Genomic DNA, 19983 nt, shown 5'->3' on the forward strand with positions numbered 1-19983 from the left:
CAGCTCAGAGATTACCGACAACAACCTCGCCCAGCGCCGACAATATCCTGGAAACTCTCAAGCCGCTTTCGGCGTTGCCACAGCGAGCAACTACTCCCCCCTGCAGTTACAAGACTACAAGTAAAAACCCCAGCTCTACCCCAATAAGCCAGGACAGAAAGCTGAAAAAATGTACAGCCAAAATTGGACAAGTGAACCACTTTGGCGGGATCAGAAGCCGCGTGCTTCTATCTACTGAGATCGCTCCGTAAGTGATTGACTTTTAAGGAGCACTCAATAGGATCAATAGCCAAACAAGGAATAAAGCGGCCGGCGGCTTCGCCTTATATCTCTGTATAAAAATCAGGCAGGAAATTCAAATTTTGCTGATTGTTACCAGGTTTTAAGCTTTTTGAATTTCTTTCGGTTGTAGATAGAAGCTTGGGGGATATGCAGCGGTGGCTTTTGAATTAACTGTTAGGTGTGTATGGATACCATAATCATCGACTGCCAGGATGTCAGAGACGAGAGCGATTTCTGGCAATTATACATAGATATAGTGCGTCCTGAAGGTGCGGATTTCTTCGGTAGAAACGCCTCTGCCTTCTTGGATGCGATTTCCGGGGGCGGGCCAGGGTGGCCCGGCGATGTGAAGTTGCTGTTCGTCCATGCCGAGTCTCTTTCGGCAATCAATAGCGGTAGTCTCCTCCGCCGATTGCAAGAGATACAGCTCCATTCAAAGCGGGTTCGGGTGGAACTTGGAGCGGACACCTAATCGGGTAAGGGCGGGTGTTTAGCCCGTCCTCCCCACAACACCCTGCATGCGGGTCCGCACAGGGCGTTTCAATCAGAGTAGTGAAGCTTGATCCATCCGTCGCGCAGTGTCGCCAACCCGACCTTCTTCAGGTTGACGTTAAATTGTCATTTAACGGTGATCTTCCTACAGGGGACTCTCACACCATTAGTTCATGCCCATGCTGGGCGTACACAAGGCCAGGCACAGCGACGGCTTTTACGTTGCGGCTTCGCCTCCACTACAAAGCTTCGCGTGCTGGCGGCGTTAAGTGCTTATGAACTACGAATCGGGTGAGCGAGTATTGTTGGGCGACACGGTCAGGTTTGATTCTGGTCCAGATCAATATGTATCGGCCAAAGTGGTAATGCTCGGTGAAGATTATTCTCACCTTCAATTGGAGCAAAAATTCCTAGATTGGGTTGTCGCAGACAAGGTTCTAGATAGTGAAGGGGTGTTGGTAGAGGTGGCCTCCGAAACAGGGCGCTATATGTTTACCACTCTGTGCTGCGTAGAACTTATTCAGAGGTTGAGTGCTGGCTCAGAAGGCACTTAATAAGAAGGTGCGCGCGACGAGCCCGTGACCAGGGCGTTATGTGCCAGAGTACTGAAGGAACATTATTCGTATGAAAGGAAGCTGTTTGTGTGGTCAGGTTCAGTATCAAATAGAAAAGCTAGAAAGCCCAATTCAACATTGCTCCTGCAAAACGTGTAGAAAGGCGCATTCAGCTGCATTTAATACAGCTGCTGCTGTTTCAAAGAAGAGTTTTAGGTGGGTAAAGGGCGAGGATAAAATTTCAGGTTATGAATCTTCGCCTGGAAAAGTTCGGTACTTTTGCTCAAATTGCGGATCTCAGCTAATCGCTGAAAAAGAAGGAAGTCCAAATTACGTTCTTCGTGTAGCTACTTTAGATGATGATCCTGGGGTTAAGGCAGAGTTTGGTATCTGGAAATCCCATGAGATTTCTTGGTTGGAGTACGGTGACCATATTCACGCGCACCCAGAGTGGCAACCAGGCCGGTAATCCGTAGCACATAACAAACAGCGGCAGAGCGACAGCCAACGCTGGGCGTTCAGGCTGTAGAAAAACTCGAGTAATTCTGGAGCATGTTAATTTCTCGTGCGGAGAGCGCCCTGAAATGCTTTTCGTCATGGAGAACAGGTGCAGAATTCACGTAGAAGCGCGATTTTGATTAAAATATGAACAGCAAGGAGGGGCTGGAGCTTTTCTACAGCCTCGTTAGATGAAATCAAACCAAACCATGTACTGGACTGATGAAAAGAAAGAAGTAGCAAAGGCTTTCGCCATAGCTCCAGCAATTCCGATAGGTATTGCGAGCCTACTAGCGCTGCCTGCAGGGATATTCGTCTTCATCATTGGAGCGCCTGTCGCCTATGCTTGTGCTGCCATCATTGGTATTCCCCTTTACCTTATTCTAAATAAATTTAGAATCTACGGCTGGCCATATTTTGCTCTGGGCGGCGCCTTATGTGCCACTCCAGGAGTTTTGCTGTTTACGAAGCACAACGTGCCTATAGTTTATAGCCTTCAATCGATTAGCAGTTTTACTCTTATTGGTGCCGTAGGTGGCTTCGCTTTTTGGTGGCTTTATCCTAGAAAAAAATGCAATGAAAGCAGCGTTACCAATCTGACAGGGATATTTTTATTGGCTGTGATCGGTAGTTTTTTGACCTATGTTTACATGCTTGGCGAGTTCCACTATATCGATGGGAAAACTCTGTCAGTTAAACACCCTTTTGTAAGCCAATCCGATATAGTAGTTAATATCGAAGCTGATGGACAAATTGTAGAGGCTCGGATACCAAAGGGAGTGCCCTATCGAAAAAATTGTAAAATAGGTGTGGTTGTCTGGCGCGAATTTTTTAGCCATAAGAAAGTGTACTCATTAAGCCACTATCCTGACTATCCGCAGGCACATCACTACCAGTGGTTAACGAAAGAGGCTCAAAATGGCATTAGTAAGTCATGCAACTAATATCATCTAACAAACAGCGGCAGAGCGACAGCCAACGCTAAGCGTTAAATTATGATGCCGAGATTCGTACTTATCGCTAGTATTTTTATGCTCTCTGGCTGTGCAACCAGAGTAACTTGGGATGGATTAACTCCCTCAAAGAGCTACCAAATTATTTTTAAAAATCAAGACGCAGATCCCGTTTCTGGAGTAAGTGCCAGTTGTAACGGAAATGGAATATGGCCAAGTGATAAAATTGCCCAAGAAATAAATGAAGCCCATGAAAAATCTGACTCAAGTGGATTACTAAAGTTATCGCATAGTGGGTACGAGGTGGGCGGGACCTATAAAAAACTCGGGCCATTTACCTGGGGAGGTAGCGAGCAATGGAAGGTGTATTGCACATTCATACATCGTGGTTCAATTATCGAGTCCGGTAAATTGGCTAAGTTCAATCAGCCAGTGGAAATCACAGTGCCAAAAATAATTTAACGAAATAAGGATAGATCACACGCGAAAGACGCACATTGGATAGCCTACGCTACGCTTCGGCTGCCGGTTACTAGTGGTCCATGCGGAAAATAGTGTAACTTATGGGCAAGTGAGCGTATCATCTATTTATGCGCACACCAAAACCTTTTCAAATTTCCAGCGAAACCACGGACGCCCTGAATGAACTATGCCGTTCGACGACTCTGCCGCATGGGCAGATTATGCGGGCGAAGATTATTCTGCAGCTCAGCGAAGGCATGACTCCCACTGAAGTCGCCGAAGCGCAACGAACTTCGCCCAAGACAGTTCACCGTTGGCGAAATCGGTTTGAGGAGGAAGGTCTTAATGGGTTACTTGAGCGTCCTCGTAGCGGCCGACCAACTGTACTCGATAAAGAGGTCGTAGATCGGGTACTGTACCTGACAACAAAACGTATTCCTGAAGAAGCTACACATTGGAGCGTTGAGTTGATGGCCAAATACGCGGAAATAACACCTTGGCAAGTTCGGCAGATCTGGGCAGCCGCAGATTTACGTCCACACCGATTAAAAACGTTCAAGATCAGCAATGATCCAGAGTTCTCTGATAAGGTCGTAGACATCGTGGGTTTGTATATGAATCCACCAGAAAACGCCATTATTCTAAGTGTTGATGAAAAAACACAGATTCAAGCTTTGGATCGAACGCAACCAGGTCTCCCGCTCAATCCAAGCCGAATTGGCAGCCGGACGCACGATTATAAAAGGCACGGAACGGCCAGTTTGTACGCAGCTTTTAATACTTTGACGGGCAAAGTGATTGGGAAAGTGGCAGCGCGGACGAACAGCAAGGAATTCTTATCCTTCTTGAAGTTGATTGATCGACGTACAAATTCGGATAAGGATCTCCACATCATTTTGGACAATCTCAGCGCGCACAAAACAAAAGAAATTCGGGAATGGGTCGATACTCATCCTCGCATCCATTTACACTTCACTCCAACCAGCTCTTCTTGCCTGAATGCTGTGGAGGGCTGGTTTTCTCAATTGGAGCGTCGAGCATTGTATCGTGGAGTATTCACCAGTGTTTCAGACTTAAAGGTGAAGCTGGAGAACTTTATCAAAGCCCATAACGCGGAGAGCGCAAAGCCGTTCAAATGGACAAAGCCCGCCAGCCAAATTTTGGCTTCGGTCGAACGCGCAAAACAATCGTTACAGAATTAACCGCATGGCCCACTAGAGTGTTACAAGCCGCATACAAGGAGATTTAAATTTTCCTACTGACATTAAAAAAGCAGCAGTTGCGTTAATTGTTTCATGCTTCTCGACGCTAACTGCTGTCTATTTTGATGGAATAGAATTTGAAGAGGCGGGCTTTGGAGACCCATTTATGCTCGGAATTAACGCAGTTTGGGTTCTAGCTATAGCCTGGATAATTTGGGATTTGCTTAAGGGGAAAAACATAAGAGTTACATTTTTTGTGATTGGCGCCATTATGCTGGCATCATTGTTTTGGGATCTTGTCGAGTTCGGCTTTGGTATTTCTCAAATATTCTATGCAGTGGAAATTATTATGTTTTCATTGGCTTATTTCTTGATCAGCACATGAAAGAGCAAAAATTGGTATGTTGCAAAGAGTTTATAAAAAGGCCTGGCTTCACCGCTCCCACTGGCAACGTTATAGTGCACCATGAATCAGCCAAGTATAATTAAAATCGCAGTTTATGCAGGTATCGGAGCAGTACTTGTTGGACTAATTGTATTTATCGTAAATTGGACTGTGTGGGGTGGAGGCATGCCTGGGTATAGATTTTTTCTATTCCCCGGAAACTTGACGCTCATTTACATCTGGCATCCTTTGTTTACTGAAGAAATAGATTTCTGGCCAAAACTCGCTATTCACATGCTAGGCCAATTTACTGTAACTTCGCTTTTTGTCACATTAATTGCTACTGGATTAAGGAGGCTGCCGCTTGCCCCTGCCCTATAACCAGACCATGTTGACGGACGGCCTACGCAACGCGCTTCTTCTGCCAGTTTCTGCGTCCTCGTTCTCTGTCGAGTGTGGTCGAGTTAACTAAAGAGATGGGCTTAAAAGCATGATTACTTTCGGATCAGTACGAGAATTATTTGAGCAGCGAGCAACTTCTTGCCCACATTGTGATCATGTAGTTAAACATAACGAGATTGTCTGCCCAGGATGCGAGACGGTCTACTCAAAGGAAGAAAGAGCATTTATTGAGAGTCAAGCTAATCGTACATTCAAATTTGGTATAGCTATTGGTTTGGTATTTATTCCTATATTTTTAGCAGCATTTATCTTCGCTTTCGTTATCTTAAATAATTTGGATTATTTATGAAGAATCTGAATATTTTTATCATTCTTCTGACATTTAGTATTTCTTCAAGTGTTGGAGCAGGAACTACTTCCTCAATCGACATCGAAAAGGCAGTAAAATCTGTAAATAAAGCACAAAACAGAGCAATGCTTGCCACTGCATCTATCAATGACCTGGATACATTGTTTGATATGTATACGGATGATTTTGTTTATGTGCATAAAATTTATGGCGGCACCTACACAAGAGAAGAACTTTATGACAATGCCGCTAAGTATATTACCACCAAACATTACAAGCTGACTGAAGGCAGATATAAAGTACTTAGGATTTTACCAGGGTCAGACGCTGCAGCGGTAGAAAGGCTAGAGGTTGCCAGCGGAAATATTCACCTATCAGTTTTTGAGTTTGAAGGCGATAAGGTTTCAAAAATCATTGAATACTGGGAATGATAATTTTCTGCTTCCGTCATTGATATCACTCAAGTAAAAATCACATATTTAGACGGAATTTTTCGACGGTTCCGAGAAAATCGGGATGTTCATCAACATCAACTGACGCAAACAACCGCATCATGCCACAGACTCTGGCGAATAACGTAAGCCCATGAAGACCAGAAAAACCAAATATACTACTCCTTATAAACTGTAGATGTAAAAAACGGGAGCAAAACTGATGAGCAACACGGCAACCCACGACCCATCGAACGGCTACGATGCCGCCGCCGCAGAGTTCATGCGCCACCGTGAGCAGTCGAGCGTCGGTACCGCGACGGTTCGGATATGGGCCCGTGCCCTCCCCAAAAATGGTACCGTTCTGGATCTCGGCTGTGGATCGGGAGTGCCGATCTCAACGGTATTATCCGAGGAGGGGCTTGCCGTGTATGGCATAGACGCTTCGGAAAGTCTCATTGCCGCATTTCGCCGCCACTTACCCCATGCACAGGTTGCCTGTGAGGCTATCGAGGACTCGCGCTTCTTCGACGTTCGATGGCGTGATCGCGATAGGCGTGATGTTTCTATTGCCTGCGAAAGTACAACGGGACCTCATTTTCAAGGCCGCCGCGGCATTGAACCCGGGCGGCCGGTTTCTGTTCACCTCCCCGGCACAGACATGTGTATGGGCAGACGTGTTGACGGGCAGAAGATCACACTCCCTGGGAGCCGAGGAGTACAGAGCCGCATTGTCGGATGCCGGGCTCTCACAGGTTGACGAGTACCGGGATGAAGGCGGGAACCACTACTACGATACCCACCTTTCACCTTCCCCGGGCGCAATGCAGCAGCAGTGAACGAAGATCACAGTCGATACTCCAGTCACGAGGTGACTTCCCGGCAGCGGAACCCAGGCTGGGACCTGGCGATCGTCGAGCCTGGCGTGGATCACCATTCCACAAACGAGCGCGCCCCCTCCCGCCCCTTTTTCACCCATTGCCACGACGACACTAAAAAGTCGCGTATTTCCCCTAGAAGTCTCCGTTAACCTCAGGCACACTTAGCTGAAAATGTAAACGTTTACATTTTCAGTCCAACAGCGGCAGATGTACCGCCAGACCGACCTCGGCAGGGAACAACAATGGATAAACTCAGCCAGCTCAGAACCATGACCGATGTAGTGGCCGATACCGGCGATATCGCCGCGATCCGCCGCTATCGCCCCATCGACGCCACCACCAACCCCTCGTTGCTGCTGAAGGCAGCGGCGCTGGAGGAGTATCGCCCGCTGGTGGCGTCTGCACAGGCCTGGGCCGCACGCCAGCCCGGCGACGGCAACACACGGATGGCGCTCTGTTGCGACCACCTGGCGGTGGCAATCGGCAGTGAAATACTGCAGATCATCGACGGCCGTATCTCCACGGAAGTAGACGCGCGCCTGTCCTTCGACACCGGGGCCACCGTGGCGCGGGCGCGGCGGTTGATCGGGCTCTACGGGCAGCAGGGGGTGTCGACGGAGCGGGTGCTGATCAAGATCGCCGCCACCTGGGAGGGCATTCGCGCGGCGGAAATCCTCGAGCGCGATGGCATTCACTGTAACCTGACACTGCTGTTCAGTTTCGCCCAGGCGCGCGCCTGTGCCGACGCCGGCGTCACGCTGATCTCACCGTTTGTCGGCCGCATACTCGACTGGCACCTGAAGAACGGCGACCGCGACCACTACGCCCCGGCGGAAGATCCGGGTGTGCAGTCGGTGCGCCGCATCTACCACTACTACAAGGAGCATGGCTACGACACCACGGTCATGGGGGCCAGCTTCCGCAACTGCGGCCAGATCGAGGCGCTGGCGGGCTGCGACAGCCTCACCATCAGCCCACAGCTGCTGGGTGAACTGGCGGAGGATTCCGGCTCCCTGCCCCGCGCCCTGACACCGGGCGGGGCGAGCGCCCCGGCCGAGGCCGGGCTCGGCGAGAGCGATTTCCGCCTCGAGCACAACGGCGACGCCATGGCCCACGAGAAGCTCGGTGAAGGTATCCGCAAGTTCGTGCAGGACCAACGGGCATTGGAGGAACAGCTGTCGGCCGGCGCACCGGTGCGGGAGGCGGCATCATGAGTGTATTCCTCGGCATAGACGCCGGCACCCAGAGCGTCAAACTGCTCGCCTTCGACGCGGACCGCGGTGAGGTGGCCCATGTCAGCAGCACAGCACTGGAACTGGACAGCCGCGCCGATGGCAGCCGCGAGCAGCGCGCCGAGTGGTGGCTTGCGGCGCTGCGGCAGTGTATGGCGAAACTGCCCGGCGATTTGCGCAAGCGCGTCGCCGGCATCGGCGTATCCGGCCAGCAGCACGGCTTCGTACCGCTCGGTGACGGCGGCCGGGTACTGGCGCCGGTCAAGCTCTGGTGCGATACCAGCACCGCGACCGAGTGCGACGAGATCACCGCGCGCTTCGGCGGCGAAGCGCGCTGTGTCGATATGGTCGGCAACCCGATACTGCCCGGTTACACCGCCTCCAAGATCGCCTGGCTGAAAAAACACAACGCTGAAGCCTACGATGCACTGCGGCATATCCTGCTGCCCCACGACTACCTCAACTTCTATCTGACCGGCGAGATTTTCACCGAGTGCGGCGATGCCTCCGGCACCGGCTACCTGAATATTTTCCGGCGTCGGTACGATGCCGGGATGTTGGGCGCGATAGATCCGGACAGGGACCTGTCGCCACTGCTGCCACCGATCCTCGAAGCCGGCGACAGCGTGCCCCTGGGCGAAGCGGCCAGGGCCGAATTCGATCTGCCGGCCGGTGTGCGCGTGTCCGTCGGCGGCGGCGACAATATGATGTCGGCGCTGGCCACCGGCTCGGTGGAGCCCGGTGTACTGACACTGAGTCTCGGCACCTCCGGCACCCTGTTCGCCCACAGCGACAACGCGGCGCTGGATCCGGGCGGCGAACTGGCCGCTTTCTGTTCCTCCAGCGGCGGCTGGCTGCCACTGCTGTGCACCATGAACTGCACCCTGTCCACGGATCTGACCCGCGGCTATCTGGGGCGGGACCTGGACGCCTGCGAACAGCTGCTGTCGGAATCGAAGCCCGGTGCCGACGGCCTGGTCACCCTGCCCTTTTTCAGCGGCGAGCGGGCCCCCAATTTGCCCGATGCCCGCGCCAGCCTGCTGGGCATGAACAACGACAACACCACACCCGCCAACCTCTACCGCTCCGCGATGGAGGGGGCCAGTTTTGCACTGCGCCGCGGCCTGGATGCCTTCGCCCGCGCCGGGCAGCGTTTTTCCGCTGTCCGACTGACCGGTGGTGGCGCCGCCAGCCCCGGCTGGCGGCAGATGATTGCGGATATCTTCGAGCTGCCGGTGCAGCCGCTGCGCAACAACCAGGGCGCCGCCCTGGGCGCAGCGCTGCAGTCAGTCTGGGCCCTGCAGCGTCATGCAGGCGAGGATATCTCCCTCGCCGACACCATCGCCCGTCACCTGGAAATAGACGGCGAGGCCTGCTGTAACCCGGATCCCGACACCGCGGCCGAATACCGCGAACACTACCGCCACTTCATCGACACCCTGCAGCAACTGCACCCGCAGGTCGGCGAAGCGGTATGCACCGAAAGCGACAACAGATAATAAAACCGAGGAGAAAAGAAGATGAGCAGATCCGTTTTTACCGGCGAGCGGGCCTATTTTCCCGATATCGACGCCATTCCGTTCGAAGGCCGCGAATCCGACAACCCACTGGCATTCAAATTCTACGAGCCGAATAAAGTGGTCGGCGGCAAGACCATGGAAGAGCATTTGCGCTTCGCCGTCTGCTACTGGCACACCTTCTGCGGCAAGGGCGCCGATCCTTTCGGACGCGACACCCAGGTATTCGCCTGGGACGATGCCCCGGACGCAATGACCGCGGCGCGCCAGCGCATGGACGCCGCGTTTGAGTTCGCCAGCAAACTGGGCGTGCCCTACTACTGCTTTCACGACATCGATATGTCCCCCGAGGGCGCCGATGCGCGCGAGAGCGAGCGCAACCTGCAAACCATGGTGGAACTCGCCGCGGAACGCCAGAGGAGCAGCGGCCTCAAGCTGCTGTGGGGTACCTCCAACCTGTTCACCAACCCGCGCTATATGAACGGCGCCGCCACCAACCCGGACTTCAAGGTAGTGGCCCGGGCCGGCGCCCAGGTGAAGGCCGCGCTGGACGCCACCGTCGCCCTCGGCGGCGAGAACTATGTGTTCTGGGGCGGCCGCGAAGGCTATATGTGCCTGCAGAACAGCGATACGCGCATGGAACAGGAAAACCTCGCGCGCTTCCTGAGCATGGCGCGGGACTACGGCCGCTCCATCGGCTTCAAGGGCACTTTCCTGATCGAACCCAAACCCATGGAACCCACCAAGCACCAGTACGATTTCGATGCGCAGACGGTGATCGGCTTCCTGCGCCACTACGGCCTGGACAGCGACTTCAAGCTCAATATCGAGGCCAACCACGCCACCCTGGCCGGCCACACCTTTGCGCACGAACTGCAGATGTGCACCGACGCCGGCCTGTTGGGCTCCATCGACGCCAACCGCGGCGATTACCAGAACGGCTGGGACACGGACCAGTTCCCCACCGACCTGTACGATGCGGTAACGGCGATGATGGTGGTACTGGCCGACGGCGGCTTCAGCAGCGGCGGCCTGAACTTCGATGCCAAGGTGCGGCGCGAATCCGTGGATATGGAGGATATTTTCCTGGGCCATATCGGCGGCATGGACACCTTCGCCCGCGGCCTGGAAATCGCCCACCGGTTGCTGCAGGAATCTCCCTATAAAACATGGAAGGCGGAACGCTACCAGAGTTTCCGCGACGGCAAGGGCCAGGCCTTCCGCAACGGCGAACTGGGCCTGGCGGCACTGGCCGAACTGGCGCAGGAGTACGGCGAGCCGGCGGCGACCAGTGGCAAGCAGGAACTGTTCGAGAACCTGATCAATCAGTATATCCGCTGAAGCGTTGTAGGAGCCTGCCTGCAGGCGAATGGTTAACCGGCCACGATGCTGTTCGCCTGCAAGGCAGGCTCCTACAGAGGGGCACTGCCCGTAAAAAAGCGGGTGTGGAATGGCTTCCGCACCCGCTTTTTTGTATTCGGCAGTGTCTTGCGGTGCGCGCGGCGCACTCTACCGATCACCCCACCTTTTCCCCGTGCGCCTGCTTGTCGGCATGATAGGAGGAGCGCACCAGCGGTCCGCAGGCGGCGTGCTTGAAACCGATCTGTTCGGCGTAGCGGCGGTACTCCTCGAACTCGTCCGGGTGTACGTAGCGCTGTACCGGCAGGTGTTCCTTGCTCGGCTGCAGGTACTGACCGATGGTCAGCATGTCGATATCGTGTTCGCGCATATCGTCGAGCACGGCGAAGATTTCTTCTTTCTCCTCACCCAGGCCCACCATCAGGCCGGATTTGGTCAGCACGTCCGGGCGGCGCTTCTTGTATTCCTGCAGCAGTTTCAGCGACCACTTGTAGTTGGCGCCGGGGCGGGATTCGCGGTACAGGCGCGGCACCGTCTCCAGGTTGTGGTTGAACACGTCCGGGGCCTCGGCCTCGAGAATGTCCAGCGCCGTATCCATGCGGCCGCGGAAATCCGGTGTCAGGATTTCCACCTGCAGGTCCGGTGAATGCTCGCGGGAGGTGCGGATACAGTCGGCGAAATGCTGGGCGCCGCCGTCGCGCAGGTCGTCGCGGTCCACCGAGGTAATGACAACGTAGCGCAGGCTCATGGCGGCGATGGCTTCTGCCAGGTGCTTGGGTTCTTCCGGGTCCAGCGGCAGCGGCTTGCCGTGGCCCACGTCGCAGAAGGGGCAGCGGCGGGTGCAGATCTCGCCCATGATCATGAAGGTGGCGGTGCCGCCGCTGAAGCACTCGTGCAGGTTCGGACAGCTGGCCTCTTCGCACACGGTGGACAGTTTCTGCGAGCGCAGGATTTTCTTGATGCGCTCCACTTCCCTGGAAGCGGGTACCTTGACGCGGATCCAGTCTGGCTTGCGCAATACATTGTCGCTGGCGATTACCTTGACCGGGATGCGCTCCACCTTGTCGCCGTCGCGGAGCTTTTCGCCCTGTTGCAGGCGGCGGGTGCGTTTTACCGGTACCAGGTCGGGTTTGTCAGCCATTGCTCGTCTCTATCCTCTGCGCCAATCGGGAAAACAGGTTTTCGTCCAGGGGTTGCCAGTTAGACTCGGGCAGTGCGAGCGCGCGCTGTAGTGCGCGCACATAGATTTCGGCCACCGGCAGCCACTCGGGGGGCGATTCCAGCAGCTCCGCCATTTGCACCATCTGCATGCCCGCGTAGCCGCAGGGGTTGATGCGCAGGAAAGGCGCCAGGTCCATATCGAGATTGATGGCGATGCCGTGGAAACTGCAACCGCGGCGCACGCGCAAACCGATGGAGGCGATCTTGTGGCCCGCCCGCGGGCCCCCGGTCAGGTAGACACCGGGGGCGTCGGGGCGCGGCGCGGCGGCGATGTCGTACTTTTTCAGCATCTCCACGGTGGCGGTTTCCAGCGCCGTAACCAGGTCGCGCACACCCACCTTGCAGCGCCGCAGGTCCAGCAGCGGGTAGACCACCAACTGGCCGGGGCCGTGGTAGGTCACCTGGCCGCCGCGGTCCACCTGCACCACCGGGATATCGCCGGTATCCAGCAGGTGCTCGGCCTTGCCCGCCTGGCCCTGGGTAAATACCGGCTCGTGCTCCACGCACCAGATCTCGTCGGTGCTGTCGCCATCGCGGGTGTCGGTGTAGTGGGCCATCGCGTGCCAGACGGATTCATAGTCGCGGCGGCCCAGGTTCCTGACGACGGCCACGCTCACATCACCATATGTACTGAGGGATGGGCCTTCAACTCCTCGAACAGCGCCCGCAGCTGCGGCTCGCCGGTGGCGACGATATAGAAGGTCATGGAGGTGAAACGGCCGTTGCGACTGTCGCGCAGGGTGACCCGCTCCTCGTCCAGGTCCGGGGCGTGGCGGCGCATCACTTCCAGAACAAACTCATGCACCTGGTCATCGGCGTCGCGGACGACCTTGACCATATAGTCTTCACAGGGGAATTCGATCTTGGAAGGCTGCTGCTGGTTGGGATCTTGACTCATACCACTCTCCGGGGCCGCGCGGATGGAGATGGATCGGGCTGCGGCCGGGGCGGGATTATACAGGGGTGCTGGTTATGTGGACAGGGAGGGCGAGGTGGAATGGCCGGGGGGCGCGGCAGCTTGGCCAGTGCCGGGATCGGGCGGGCCTGTGGCCCGCTGGCCGAGCTGGGGCTCCGCGGTCCCGAGTCCCGAGTCCCGAGTCCCGAGTCCCGAGTCCCGAGTCCCGAGTCCCGAGTCCCGAGTCCCGAGTCCCGGCAGTTTACTGAAAGAATCCCATGATAAAGCGCTTCAGGGCATCCCACATACGCTTGAAGAAACCGGCCTTCTCGACATCTTCGGCGGCGACGGCCTTGATGTCGGCGACGGTTTCACCGTCCAGGGTGACGACCACCTTGCCCACCGGCTGGCCCTTCTCCAGCGGCGCTTCGAGTTCGCCGTCGATGATCAGGTCCGCCTTGATGCTGTCCTCACCGCCGCGGGGAATGGTGACATAGACATCCTCGGCCACGGCGATACCCACTTCCGGCGCCTTGCCGCCCCAGACGCGCTCGGTCTGCAGTACGTCGCTGCTGCTGTAGACCTTGTGGGTCTGGTAGTAGCGGAAGCCGTAGGCCAGCAGTTTCTGGGATTCTGCGGCACGATTTTCATCACTTTTGGTGCCTACCACAACGGAAATCAGGCGCATGCCGCGCTTCACGGCGGAGGCCACCAGGCAGTAGCCGGCTTCTTCGGTGTGGCCGGTCTTGATGCCGTCCACGGCCGGATCGCGCCACAGCAGGCGGTTGCGGTTTGGCTGGTTGATGCCGGCGTAGCTGAAATACTTCTCGGAGTAGATATCGTAGTGATCCGGGTGGTCTGCGATCACTGCGCGGGCGAGAGTGCCCAGGTCGCGCGCGGTGGTCAGGTGCCCATCCGCCGGCCAGCCGGTGGCGTTGACAAAGTGGGTGTTCTCCATGCCCAACAGTTCCGCCTGCTGGTTCATGACCTCGGCAAAGACGGACTCACTGCCGGAGACATACTCCGCCAGCGCGATACTGGCATCGTTGCCGGATTGCACGATCACACCGCGCAGCAGGTCGATGACCGGCACCTTGTCGCCGACTTTGACGAACATCTTGGAGCCGCCCTTTTTCCAGGCCTTCTCCGAGATGCGCACCGGGTCGTCCTCCTTGATGCTGCCATTCTCGATCTCCTCGGAGACGATGTAGGCAGTCATCATCTTGGTCAGGCTCGCCGGCGGAATCTGCTCGTCGGCGTTGTGCTCCACCAGCACCTGGCCGGTGTGGGCATCGAGCAAAAGATAGGCTGTGGCGGCCAGTTGCGGCGGCGCCGGAATCAGCGGCTTTTCGGCGTGCGCGAGTGCGGTACCGAGTAACAGGATTAAGCAGGCAGCGATGCGTTTGATCATGGGAGAACTTCTCTTTTCCTCGTGTTCTTTAATTTCCTGACAGCGGACGCTGTTCGATTACTCGTAAACCACTTGCGGTTCGCCCAGACGGTTCTCCTGGACCGATTCGCGCGCCGCAACCAACGCGCGCTGCTGACTCAACGGCCCGATACGCACGCGGTAGAGCCTCGCCCCGCCACGCGCCACAGAACTGACGGATACAGGATAGTCGACCAGCGCCGCAACCTGTGCCCGTATCTGCTCGGCCTTGTCGGCGTTGCCGTAGGCGCCGACCTGCAGGAACGTATTGGCGGGCAGTTTGAAGCTCGCATCCTGCGCCAGCACCTCGCGCGCGGCAACATCTTTTTCCACCGCCAGGGTTTCATTGGCCGACGGCAGGGTATCCGGGTCCAGGGCCACCACCTCGACCCGCGCCACGCCCTTGTTGATATACCCCAGCTTCTGCGCGGCAGTGTAACTCAAATCGATGATGCGTCCGGGCACGAAGGGGCCGCGGTCATTGACACGGACGATCACACTGCGGCCGTTTTCCAGGTTGGTGACCTTGGCGTAGCTGGGCAATGGCAGGGTTTTATGCGCTGCCGACATGGCGTACATATTGTAGACCTCGCCATTGGCGGTGCGCCTTCCGTGAAATTTTGTGCCATACCAGGAGGCATGCCCTTTCTCGCGATAGCCTTTGACGCCCTTGCGTACACGGTAGGTGACGCCGTCGACCCGGTAGGGGGACTTGTTGCCGGCCTTGCCGATGGGTTCGCGTACCGGGGTAGGCTCGGGCGTAGCCAGCATATCCACCGGCTGCGGCGGACCGCTGTCTTTCACCGGATCCGGCGTTTTTGCCGGCCTGCCCGGCTGGCCGCTACAGGCCGCCAGCACCAGAGCGGCCAATGCCACTCCCAGTCGCGCTTTGCACTGAAACATGATTCCCCCCGGCGTGCGGCGAAATTACCGCCCCCAAGCCACTTTATTGGTAGATGTTTGATTAAATTGAATTGGTTCGATTAGTGGTTTTGTTTTTGGTTCCCCGGGTGCTTCGGCCGCCCCCTCTCCCACAGGGAGTGGGGGCAATACTTCCCAATTGGGGCTCGCTCAAGTCCCGAGTCCCGAGTCCCGAGTCCCGAGTCCCGAGTCCCGAGTCCCGAGTCCCGAGTCCCGATATTATGACCTGCCGCCCCGCGCCTTGACGATCTCCTGGGACAGGTCGTAGGCCGCCATGGCGTACAGGCGGCTGCGATTGTAGCGGGTGATGACCGAGAAGTTGTTCAACCCGATCCAGTACTGTTTGCCATTCTCCGTCTGCAGGGAGAATACATTGGCAGGCATATCCGGCGACACCTGGGCGGTGGTGGTGAAGCCCTTTTCCGCCAGTTCGCCGACGGTCCATTTGGGATCGAGGGAATCGTTGACCACGGTCATGTCCGCATTGGGGCGCGGCGTCGCCAGCACCGCTACCGGCTCGCCGCGTTTCCAGCCGTGTTCGGCGAAGTAGTTGGCCACACTGCCGATGGCGTCTTCGGTGTCCTCCCAGATATCCACGTGGCCGTCGCCGTTGAAATCCACCGCATAGGCGCGGTAGCTGGATGGCATGAACTGGCCGTAGCCCATGGCGCCGGCATAGGAGCCCTTCAGCGCAGTGGGATCCACGCCCTCGTCGCGGGTCAGCAGCAGGTAGTTTTCCAGTTCCTTGGTAAAGAACTTGGAGCGGCGGGGATAGTTGAAGGCCAGGGTCGCCAGTGCATCCAGCACGCGGTAGCCGCCCATGTTGCCGCCGTAGCGGGTCTCGATGCCGATGATGGCGACGATCATCTCCGCCGGTACGCCGTATTTTTCCGAGGCTTCCGCCAGGGCCTGGGCATTCTTGTCCCAGAAATCCACACCGCCGGCGATGCTGGCCGGGGTCAGGAACAGGTTGCGGTACTCATACCAGGGCTTGGCCTTCTCCGCGGGGCGCTTGATCGCCTTGAGGATGGAGTCCTTGCGCTTGGCCTCGCGCATCAGCACCATCATGTCATCGCGGTCGAAGTCGTGTTTCTCCACCATATAATCGACGAAGATTTTGGCATTGGCATTGTCGCCGTGGCCGGTTTCCTGAGCGCAGGCGGCGAGCATCATGCCCATTCCAGCCAAAAGTCCCGTGGTCCACTTCAAAACAACCGCTCCTGTTCTCATATCCTACTTCTCTACGTCCAAGTTCTTATACTGCCCGAATGGCGGCTCCCCTAGAAGGATACCCGGCGCCGCTCGGTGCCTATGGCCATCAGGATGCCGAAACCCGCCATCAGGGTGACGACAGAGGTGCCGCCGTGGCTGACCAGCGGCAGGGGCACCCCCACCACCGGCAGCAGGCCACTCACCATCCCGATGTTCACAAACACATAGACAAAAAATGTCAGCGTAATACTCCCCGCCAGCAGGCGACCGAATACATGCTGGGCCATAAAACTAATATAGATGCCCCGGGCAATGATCAGCACATACAGCAGCAGCAGCAACAGCGCACCGCGCAGGCCCCACTCCTCCGACAGCACCGCGATAATAAAATCCGTGTGACTTTCAGGCAAAAAATCCAGTTGCGACTGGGTGCCCTGCATGTAGCCCTTGCCGTAGAGGCCGCCGGAACCGATCGCCGCCTTGGACTGGAAGATATTCCAGCCGGCGCCGAGGCGATCCGCTTCCGGGTCGAACAGGGTCAGGACACGCTGGCGCTGGTAGTCGCGCATGCCCCACTCCCACATCGGGTAGGCGGCGGCGGCCAGGGCCAGCAGGGCCCCGCCGATCAGCTTCCAGCTGAGCCCGGCCAGATAGAGGGCGAAAATCCCCGATGCCGCGATCAGGATAGCGGTGCCGAGATCCGGTTGGCGCACGATCAGTGCCGCCGGCACCCCGACTATCGCCAGGGCGCCCAGCACCGTGAAGAAGGACGGCGGCAGGTTGCGCTTGTGCAGGAAGGCCGCCACCGACATGGGGACCGCCAGTTTCAGTGCCTCGGACGGCTGGAAGCGGAAACCGCCGATCTCCAGCCAGCGCTGCGCGCCCTTGGCGCCAACCCCGAAGAACAGCACCGCCACCAGCAGCCCGCAACCGCCGACATAGAGCCACGGCGACCAGCGCCGGTACATATCCAGCGGAATCTGCGCCGCCACCAGCATCACTACCAGCGCCAGGCCGAGGAATACCGACTGGCGGCGCACATAGTGCACTTCACCGCCGGAGGCACTGTAGAGCACCACCAGCCCCACACCGGCCAGCACCAGCAACAGTACCAGCAACGGCACATCGATATGCCAGCGCCGGGAGAAACTCACCGGCCGGCTGAGGCCGCCGTGGGAATCCGGCAGCCGGTGCATGTAATCGCGGCTAGCCACGTGTCCCCTCCCCGTTGCTGTCTGTATTGCCCGCGTCGGCGGTCTCCTCCAGCGGCCGCGACATCCAGTCGCGGAACACTTCCCGCGCCACCGGCTGGGCCACCTCGCTACTGTGCTCGCCGTTCTCCACCAGCACCGACACTGCGATCTGCGGATCGTCCAGCGGCGCGAAGGCCACGAACAGGGCGTGGTCGCGGTGGCGCTCCTTGAGCGCCTCCGAGTCGTACCGTTCGCCCTGGGCGATACCCACCACCTGGGCGGTGCCGGTCTTGCCGGCCACCTTGAAATCCAGCCCCTTGCCGACGGCCTTGCCGGTACCGCGAATGTTGTAGACCACCTGTTCCATACCCTTGAAGACCAGGTCCCAGTGCTCCGGCCTGGCTTCCACATGGTGCAGGATTTCCGGCGGCTGTTCCCGGCCGCCCACTGCCTTCACCACCTGTGGCCGGTAGTGGGTGCCGCGGTTGGCGATAGTGGCGGTCATCACCGCCAGTTGCAGCGGCGTGGCCAGTACGAACCCCTGCCCCAGCACCGCGTTGAGGCTGTCGCCGGGGAACCAGGGCAGGCCGCGGGCGCCGCGTTTCCACTCCCGCGATGGAAAGAGACCGGGGCGCTCCACCGGCAGGTCGATACCGGTCTTGGCGCCGAGGCCGAAGCGGGTGGCGACATCGTGCATCTGGTCGATATTCCAGCGCGCCGCCATATCGTAGAAATAGACGTCACAGCTCTCGGTAATCGCCTGGATCAGGTCCACGTTCTTGCCGTGCCCCCAGCGCTTCCAGTCGCGGTAGCGGCGGTCGTCGTTGGGCAACACGTAGTAGCCGGGGTCGTTGACGGTGTATTCGGCGTCGACCACACCGTCGGCAAGGCCGCCCAGGGCCATCATCGGTTTCAGGGTCGAACCGGCCGGGTACTGCCCCTGCAGGGCGCGGTTGAACAGCGGCACGTCGAGGGAATCGGACAGTGCGCGGTAGTCCTGGAAGCTGATCCCGGTGACGAACAGGTTGGGATCGAACGAGGGCTTACTGACAAACGCCAGCACACCGCCGGTTTTCACATCGATGGCCACGACAGAGCCGCGGTTGTCGCCCAGTGTCTCTGTCGCCACCTTCTGCAGGCGCGCGTCCAGGTTCAGGGTCAGGCTCTGCCCGGGTTTGGGGTCGTGGCGCTCCAGCACGCGGAGCACCCGCCCGCGGGCGTTGGTTTCCACATTCTCGTAACCCACCTCGCCCAGCAGCCGGTCCTCATAGGAGCGTTCCAGCCCCACCTTGCCGATACTCTGGGTGCCCCGGTAGCGGCGCACGTCTTCCTCGGTAAAGCGCCCAAGCTCGCGCTCGTTGATACGCCCCACATAGCCGACGCTGTGGGCAAACAGTTTTTCCAGCGGGTAGTAGCGCACCAGTTCCGCCTCCACCGATACGCCCGGCAGGCGGAATTCGTTCACGCTGATGCGGGCGATCTCCTCCTCGCTGAGGCGAAAGCGCAGTGGTATCGGTTCGAACGGGCGGCGGCGCTGCATGCGCTGGCGGAATTTCTGCACGTCGGCGTCGTCGAGCTGGATCAGGCGGCCGATCAGTTCCAGGGTCGCGTCCATGTCCTGCACCCGCTCGTGCACGATCGACAGGTTGTAGCTGGGGCGGTTGTCCGCCAGCAGGGTGCCGTTGCGGTCGTAGATGAGGCCGCGGGTGGGCGGTACCGGGCGCACCTGGATGCGGTTTTCGTCGGACTGGGTGCGGTAGTCGTCGTAGTTGACCACCTGCAGGTTGTAGAAACGCGCCACCAGCACCCCCAGCAATACCGCCACCCCGACGAGCGCCACCAGCATGCGGTTGCGAAACAGCCGCAGTTCGGAGTGGTGATCTTTGAGGTGCAGGTCCTGGGGCATCGGGTGATTCGGTGACTGGCGCGTATTTAATTGACTACTGAGTGTACAGCTTTAATGCGGAATGATGAATGCGGAATGCGGAATACGCGAACCAGCGACATACCTGGGTCACAAATTGTGGCCGCGCATTCACCTGCTCGCTGGCAAGAAACGCCGGTCGCGGCCCTTGAGCCGTTCCACTGACATGGCATTCATCATCCCGTATTC

At 57.7% G+C, this 19983-nt stretch carries 20 protein-coding genes; 12 read left to right on the forward strand and 8 right to left on the reverse strand.

What is annotated here, in order from left to right:
• Positions 1-466: 466 nt before the first annotated feature.
• The 12 genes from MWN76_RS21235 to xylA all read left to right on the forward strand — a co-directional run bounded on the left by MWN76_RS21235 (position 467) and on the right by xylA (position 10981).
• Complete coding sequence (locus MWN76_RS21235) at positions 467-754, forward strand: barstar family protein (RefSeq protein ID WP_425606572.1); 288 nt, start codon at positions 467-469, stop codon at positions 752-754.
• Positions 755-1049: 295 nt separating this feature from the next.
• Positions 1050-1328 (forward strand): hypothetical protein, encoded by a 279-nt coding sequence (locus tag MWN76_RS01300; RefSeq protein WP_250458715.1) that lies wholly within the window; start codon positions 1050-1052, stop codon positions 1326-1328.
• A gap of 70 nt (positions 1329-1398) precedes the next feature.
• Positions 1399-1797, forward strand: coding sequence for a GFA family protein (locus MWN76_RS01305; RefSeq protein ID WP_250458717.1), 399 nt, complete (start codon positions 1399-1401; stop codon positions 1795-1797).
• Positions 1798-2017: 220 nt separating this feature from the next.
• Entirely contained in the window at positions 2018-2770 is a 753-nt protein-coding gene (locus tag MWN76_RS01310; protein ID WP_250458719.1) for a hypothetical protein, read from the forward strand.
• A gap of 51 nt (positions 2771-2821) precedes the next feature.
• Positions 2822-3241: a hypothetical protein gene (locus MWN76_RS01315; protein ID WP_250458720.1), complete on the forward strand. Its 420-nt coding sequence runs from the start codon at positions 2822-2824 to the stop codon at positions 3239-3241.
• A gap of 128 nt (positions 3242-3369) precedes the next feature.
• Entirely contained in the window at positions 3370-4443 is a 1074-nt protein-coding gene (locus MWN76_RS01320; RefSeq protein ID WP_425606573.1) for an IS630 family transposase, read from the forward strand.
• Positions 4444-4609: 166 nt separating this feature from the next.
• Positions 4610-4828 (forward strand): hypothetical protein, encoded by a 219-nt coding sequence (locus MWN76_RS01325; protein ID WP_250458722.1) that lies wholly within the window; start codon positions 4610-4612, stop codon positions 4826-4828.
• Between the two features lie 747 nt (positions 4829-5575).
• The gene (locus MWN76_RS01330; RefSeq protein ID WP_250458724.1) at positions 5576-6010 is read left to right on the forward strand and encodes a nuclear transport factor 2-like protein; all 435 of its coding nucleotides are present in this window, start codon (positions 5576-5578) and stop codon (positions 6008-6010) included.
• 283 nt (positions 6011-6293) lie between these two features.
• Positions 6294-6770: a class I SAM-dependent methyltransferase gene (locus MWN76_RS21240; RefSeq protein ID WP_425606580.1), complete on the forward strand. Its 477-nt coding sequence runs from the start codon at positions 6294-6296 to the stop codon at positions 6768-6770.
• Between the two features lie 363 nt (positions 6771-7133).
• Complete coding sequence (gene tal / locus MWN76_RS01335; RefSeq protein WP_250458725.1) at positions 7134-8105, forward strand: transaldolase; 972 nt, start codon at positions 7134-7136, stop codon at positions 8103-8105.
• Positions 8102-9622 carry a xylulokinase gene (gene xylB / locus MWN76_RS01340; RefSeq protein ID WP_250458726.1) on the forward strand — a complete coding sequence of 507 codons (1521 nt, stop codon included), beginning with the start codon at positions 8102-8104 and terminating at the stop codon, positions 9620-9622. Before tal ends, xylB begins: the two co-directional genes overlap by 4 nt.
• A gap of 21 nt (positions 9623-9643) precedes the next feature.
• The gene (gene xylA, locus MWN76_RS01345; RefSeq protein WP_250458727.1) at positions 9644-10981 is read left to right on the forward strand and encodes a xylose isomerase; all 1338 of its coding nucleotides are present in this window, start codon (positions 9644-9646) and stop codon (positions 10979-10981) included.
• A 175-nt stretch (positions 10982-11156) separates the two neighbouring features.
• Here xylA and lipA read toward each other — a convergent pair whose 3' ends face one another.
• The 8 genes from lipA to mrdA form a co-directional block, all read right to left on the reverse strand.
• Positions 11157-12140 carry a lipoyl synthase gene (gene lipA / locus MWN76_RS01350; protein WP_250458728.1) on the reverse strand — a complete coding sequence of 328 codons (984 nt, stop codon included), beginning with the start codon at positions 12138-12140 and terminating at the stop codon, positions 11157-11159.
• Entirely contained in the window at positions 12133-12837 is a 705-nt protein-coding gene (gene lipB, locus MWN76_RS01355) for a lipoyl(octanoyl) transferase LipB (RefSeq protein WP_250458729.1), read from the reverse strand. Before lipB ends, lipA begins: the two co-directional genes overlap by 8 nt.
• On the reverse strand, positions 12834-13118 hold the full coding sequence (locus MWN76_RS01360; protein ID WP_250458730.1) for an HP0495 family protein: 285 nt from the start codon (positions 13116-13118) through the stop codon (positions 12834-12836). Before MWN76_RS01360 ends, lipB begins: the two co-directional genes overlap by 4 nt.
• 259 nt (positions 13119-13377) lie before the next feature.
• Positions 13378-14526, reverse strand: a complete 1149-nt coding sequence (locus tag MWN76_RS01365) for a D-alanyl-D-alanine carboxypeptidase family protein (protein ID WP_250458731.1) — start codon at positions 14524-14526, stop codon at positions 13378-13380.
• 57 nt (positions 14527-14583) lie between these two features.
• Positions 14584-15447: a septal ring lytic transglycosylase RlpA family protein gene (locus tag MWN76_RS01370; RefSeq protein WP_250458732.1), complete on the reverse strand. Its 864-nt coding sequence runs from the start codon at positions 15445-15447 to the stop codon at positions 14584-14586.
• A gap of 237 nt (positions 15448-15684) precedes the next feature.
• Complete coding sequence (mltB, locus tag MWN76_RS01375) at positions 15685-16674, reverse strand: lytic murein transglycosylase B (protein ID WP_250458734.1); 990 nt, start codon at positions 16672-16674, stop codon at positions 15685-15687.
• Between the two features lie 71 nt (positions 16675-16745).
• Entirely contained in the window at positions 16746-17891 is a 1146-nt protein-coding gene (gene rodA / locus MWN76_RS01380; RefSeq protein WP_250458736.1) for a rod shape-determining protein RodA, read from the reverse strand.
• A complete protein-coding gene (gene mrdA / locus MWN76_RS01385) occupies positions 17884-19776 on the reverse strand; it encodes a penicillin-binding protein 2 (protein WP_250458738.1) in 1893 nt (630 codons plus the stop codon). The genes rodA and mrdA overlap by 8 nt, the downstream gene beginning before the upstream one ends.
• Between the last annotated feature and the right edge of the window lie 207 nt (positions 19777-19983).

It is taken from the genome of Microbulbifer litoralis (genome assembly GCF_023634065.1).
In the GTDB taxonomy this organism is placed as follows: domain Bacteria; phylum Pseudomonadota; class Gammaproteobacteria; order Pseudomonadales; family Cellvibrionaceae; genus Microbulbifer; species Microbulbifer litoralis.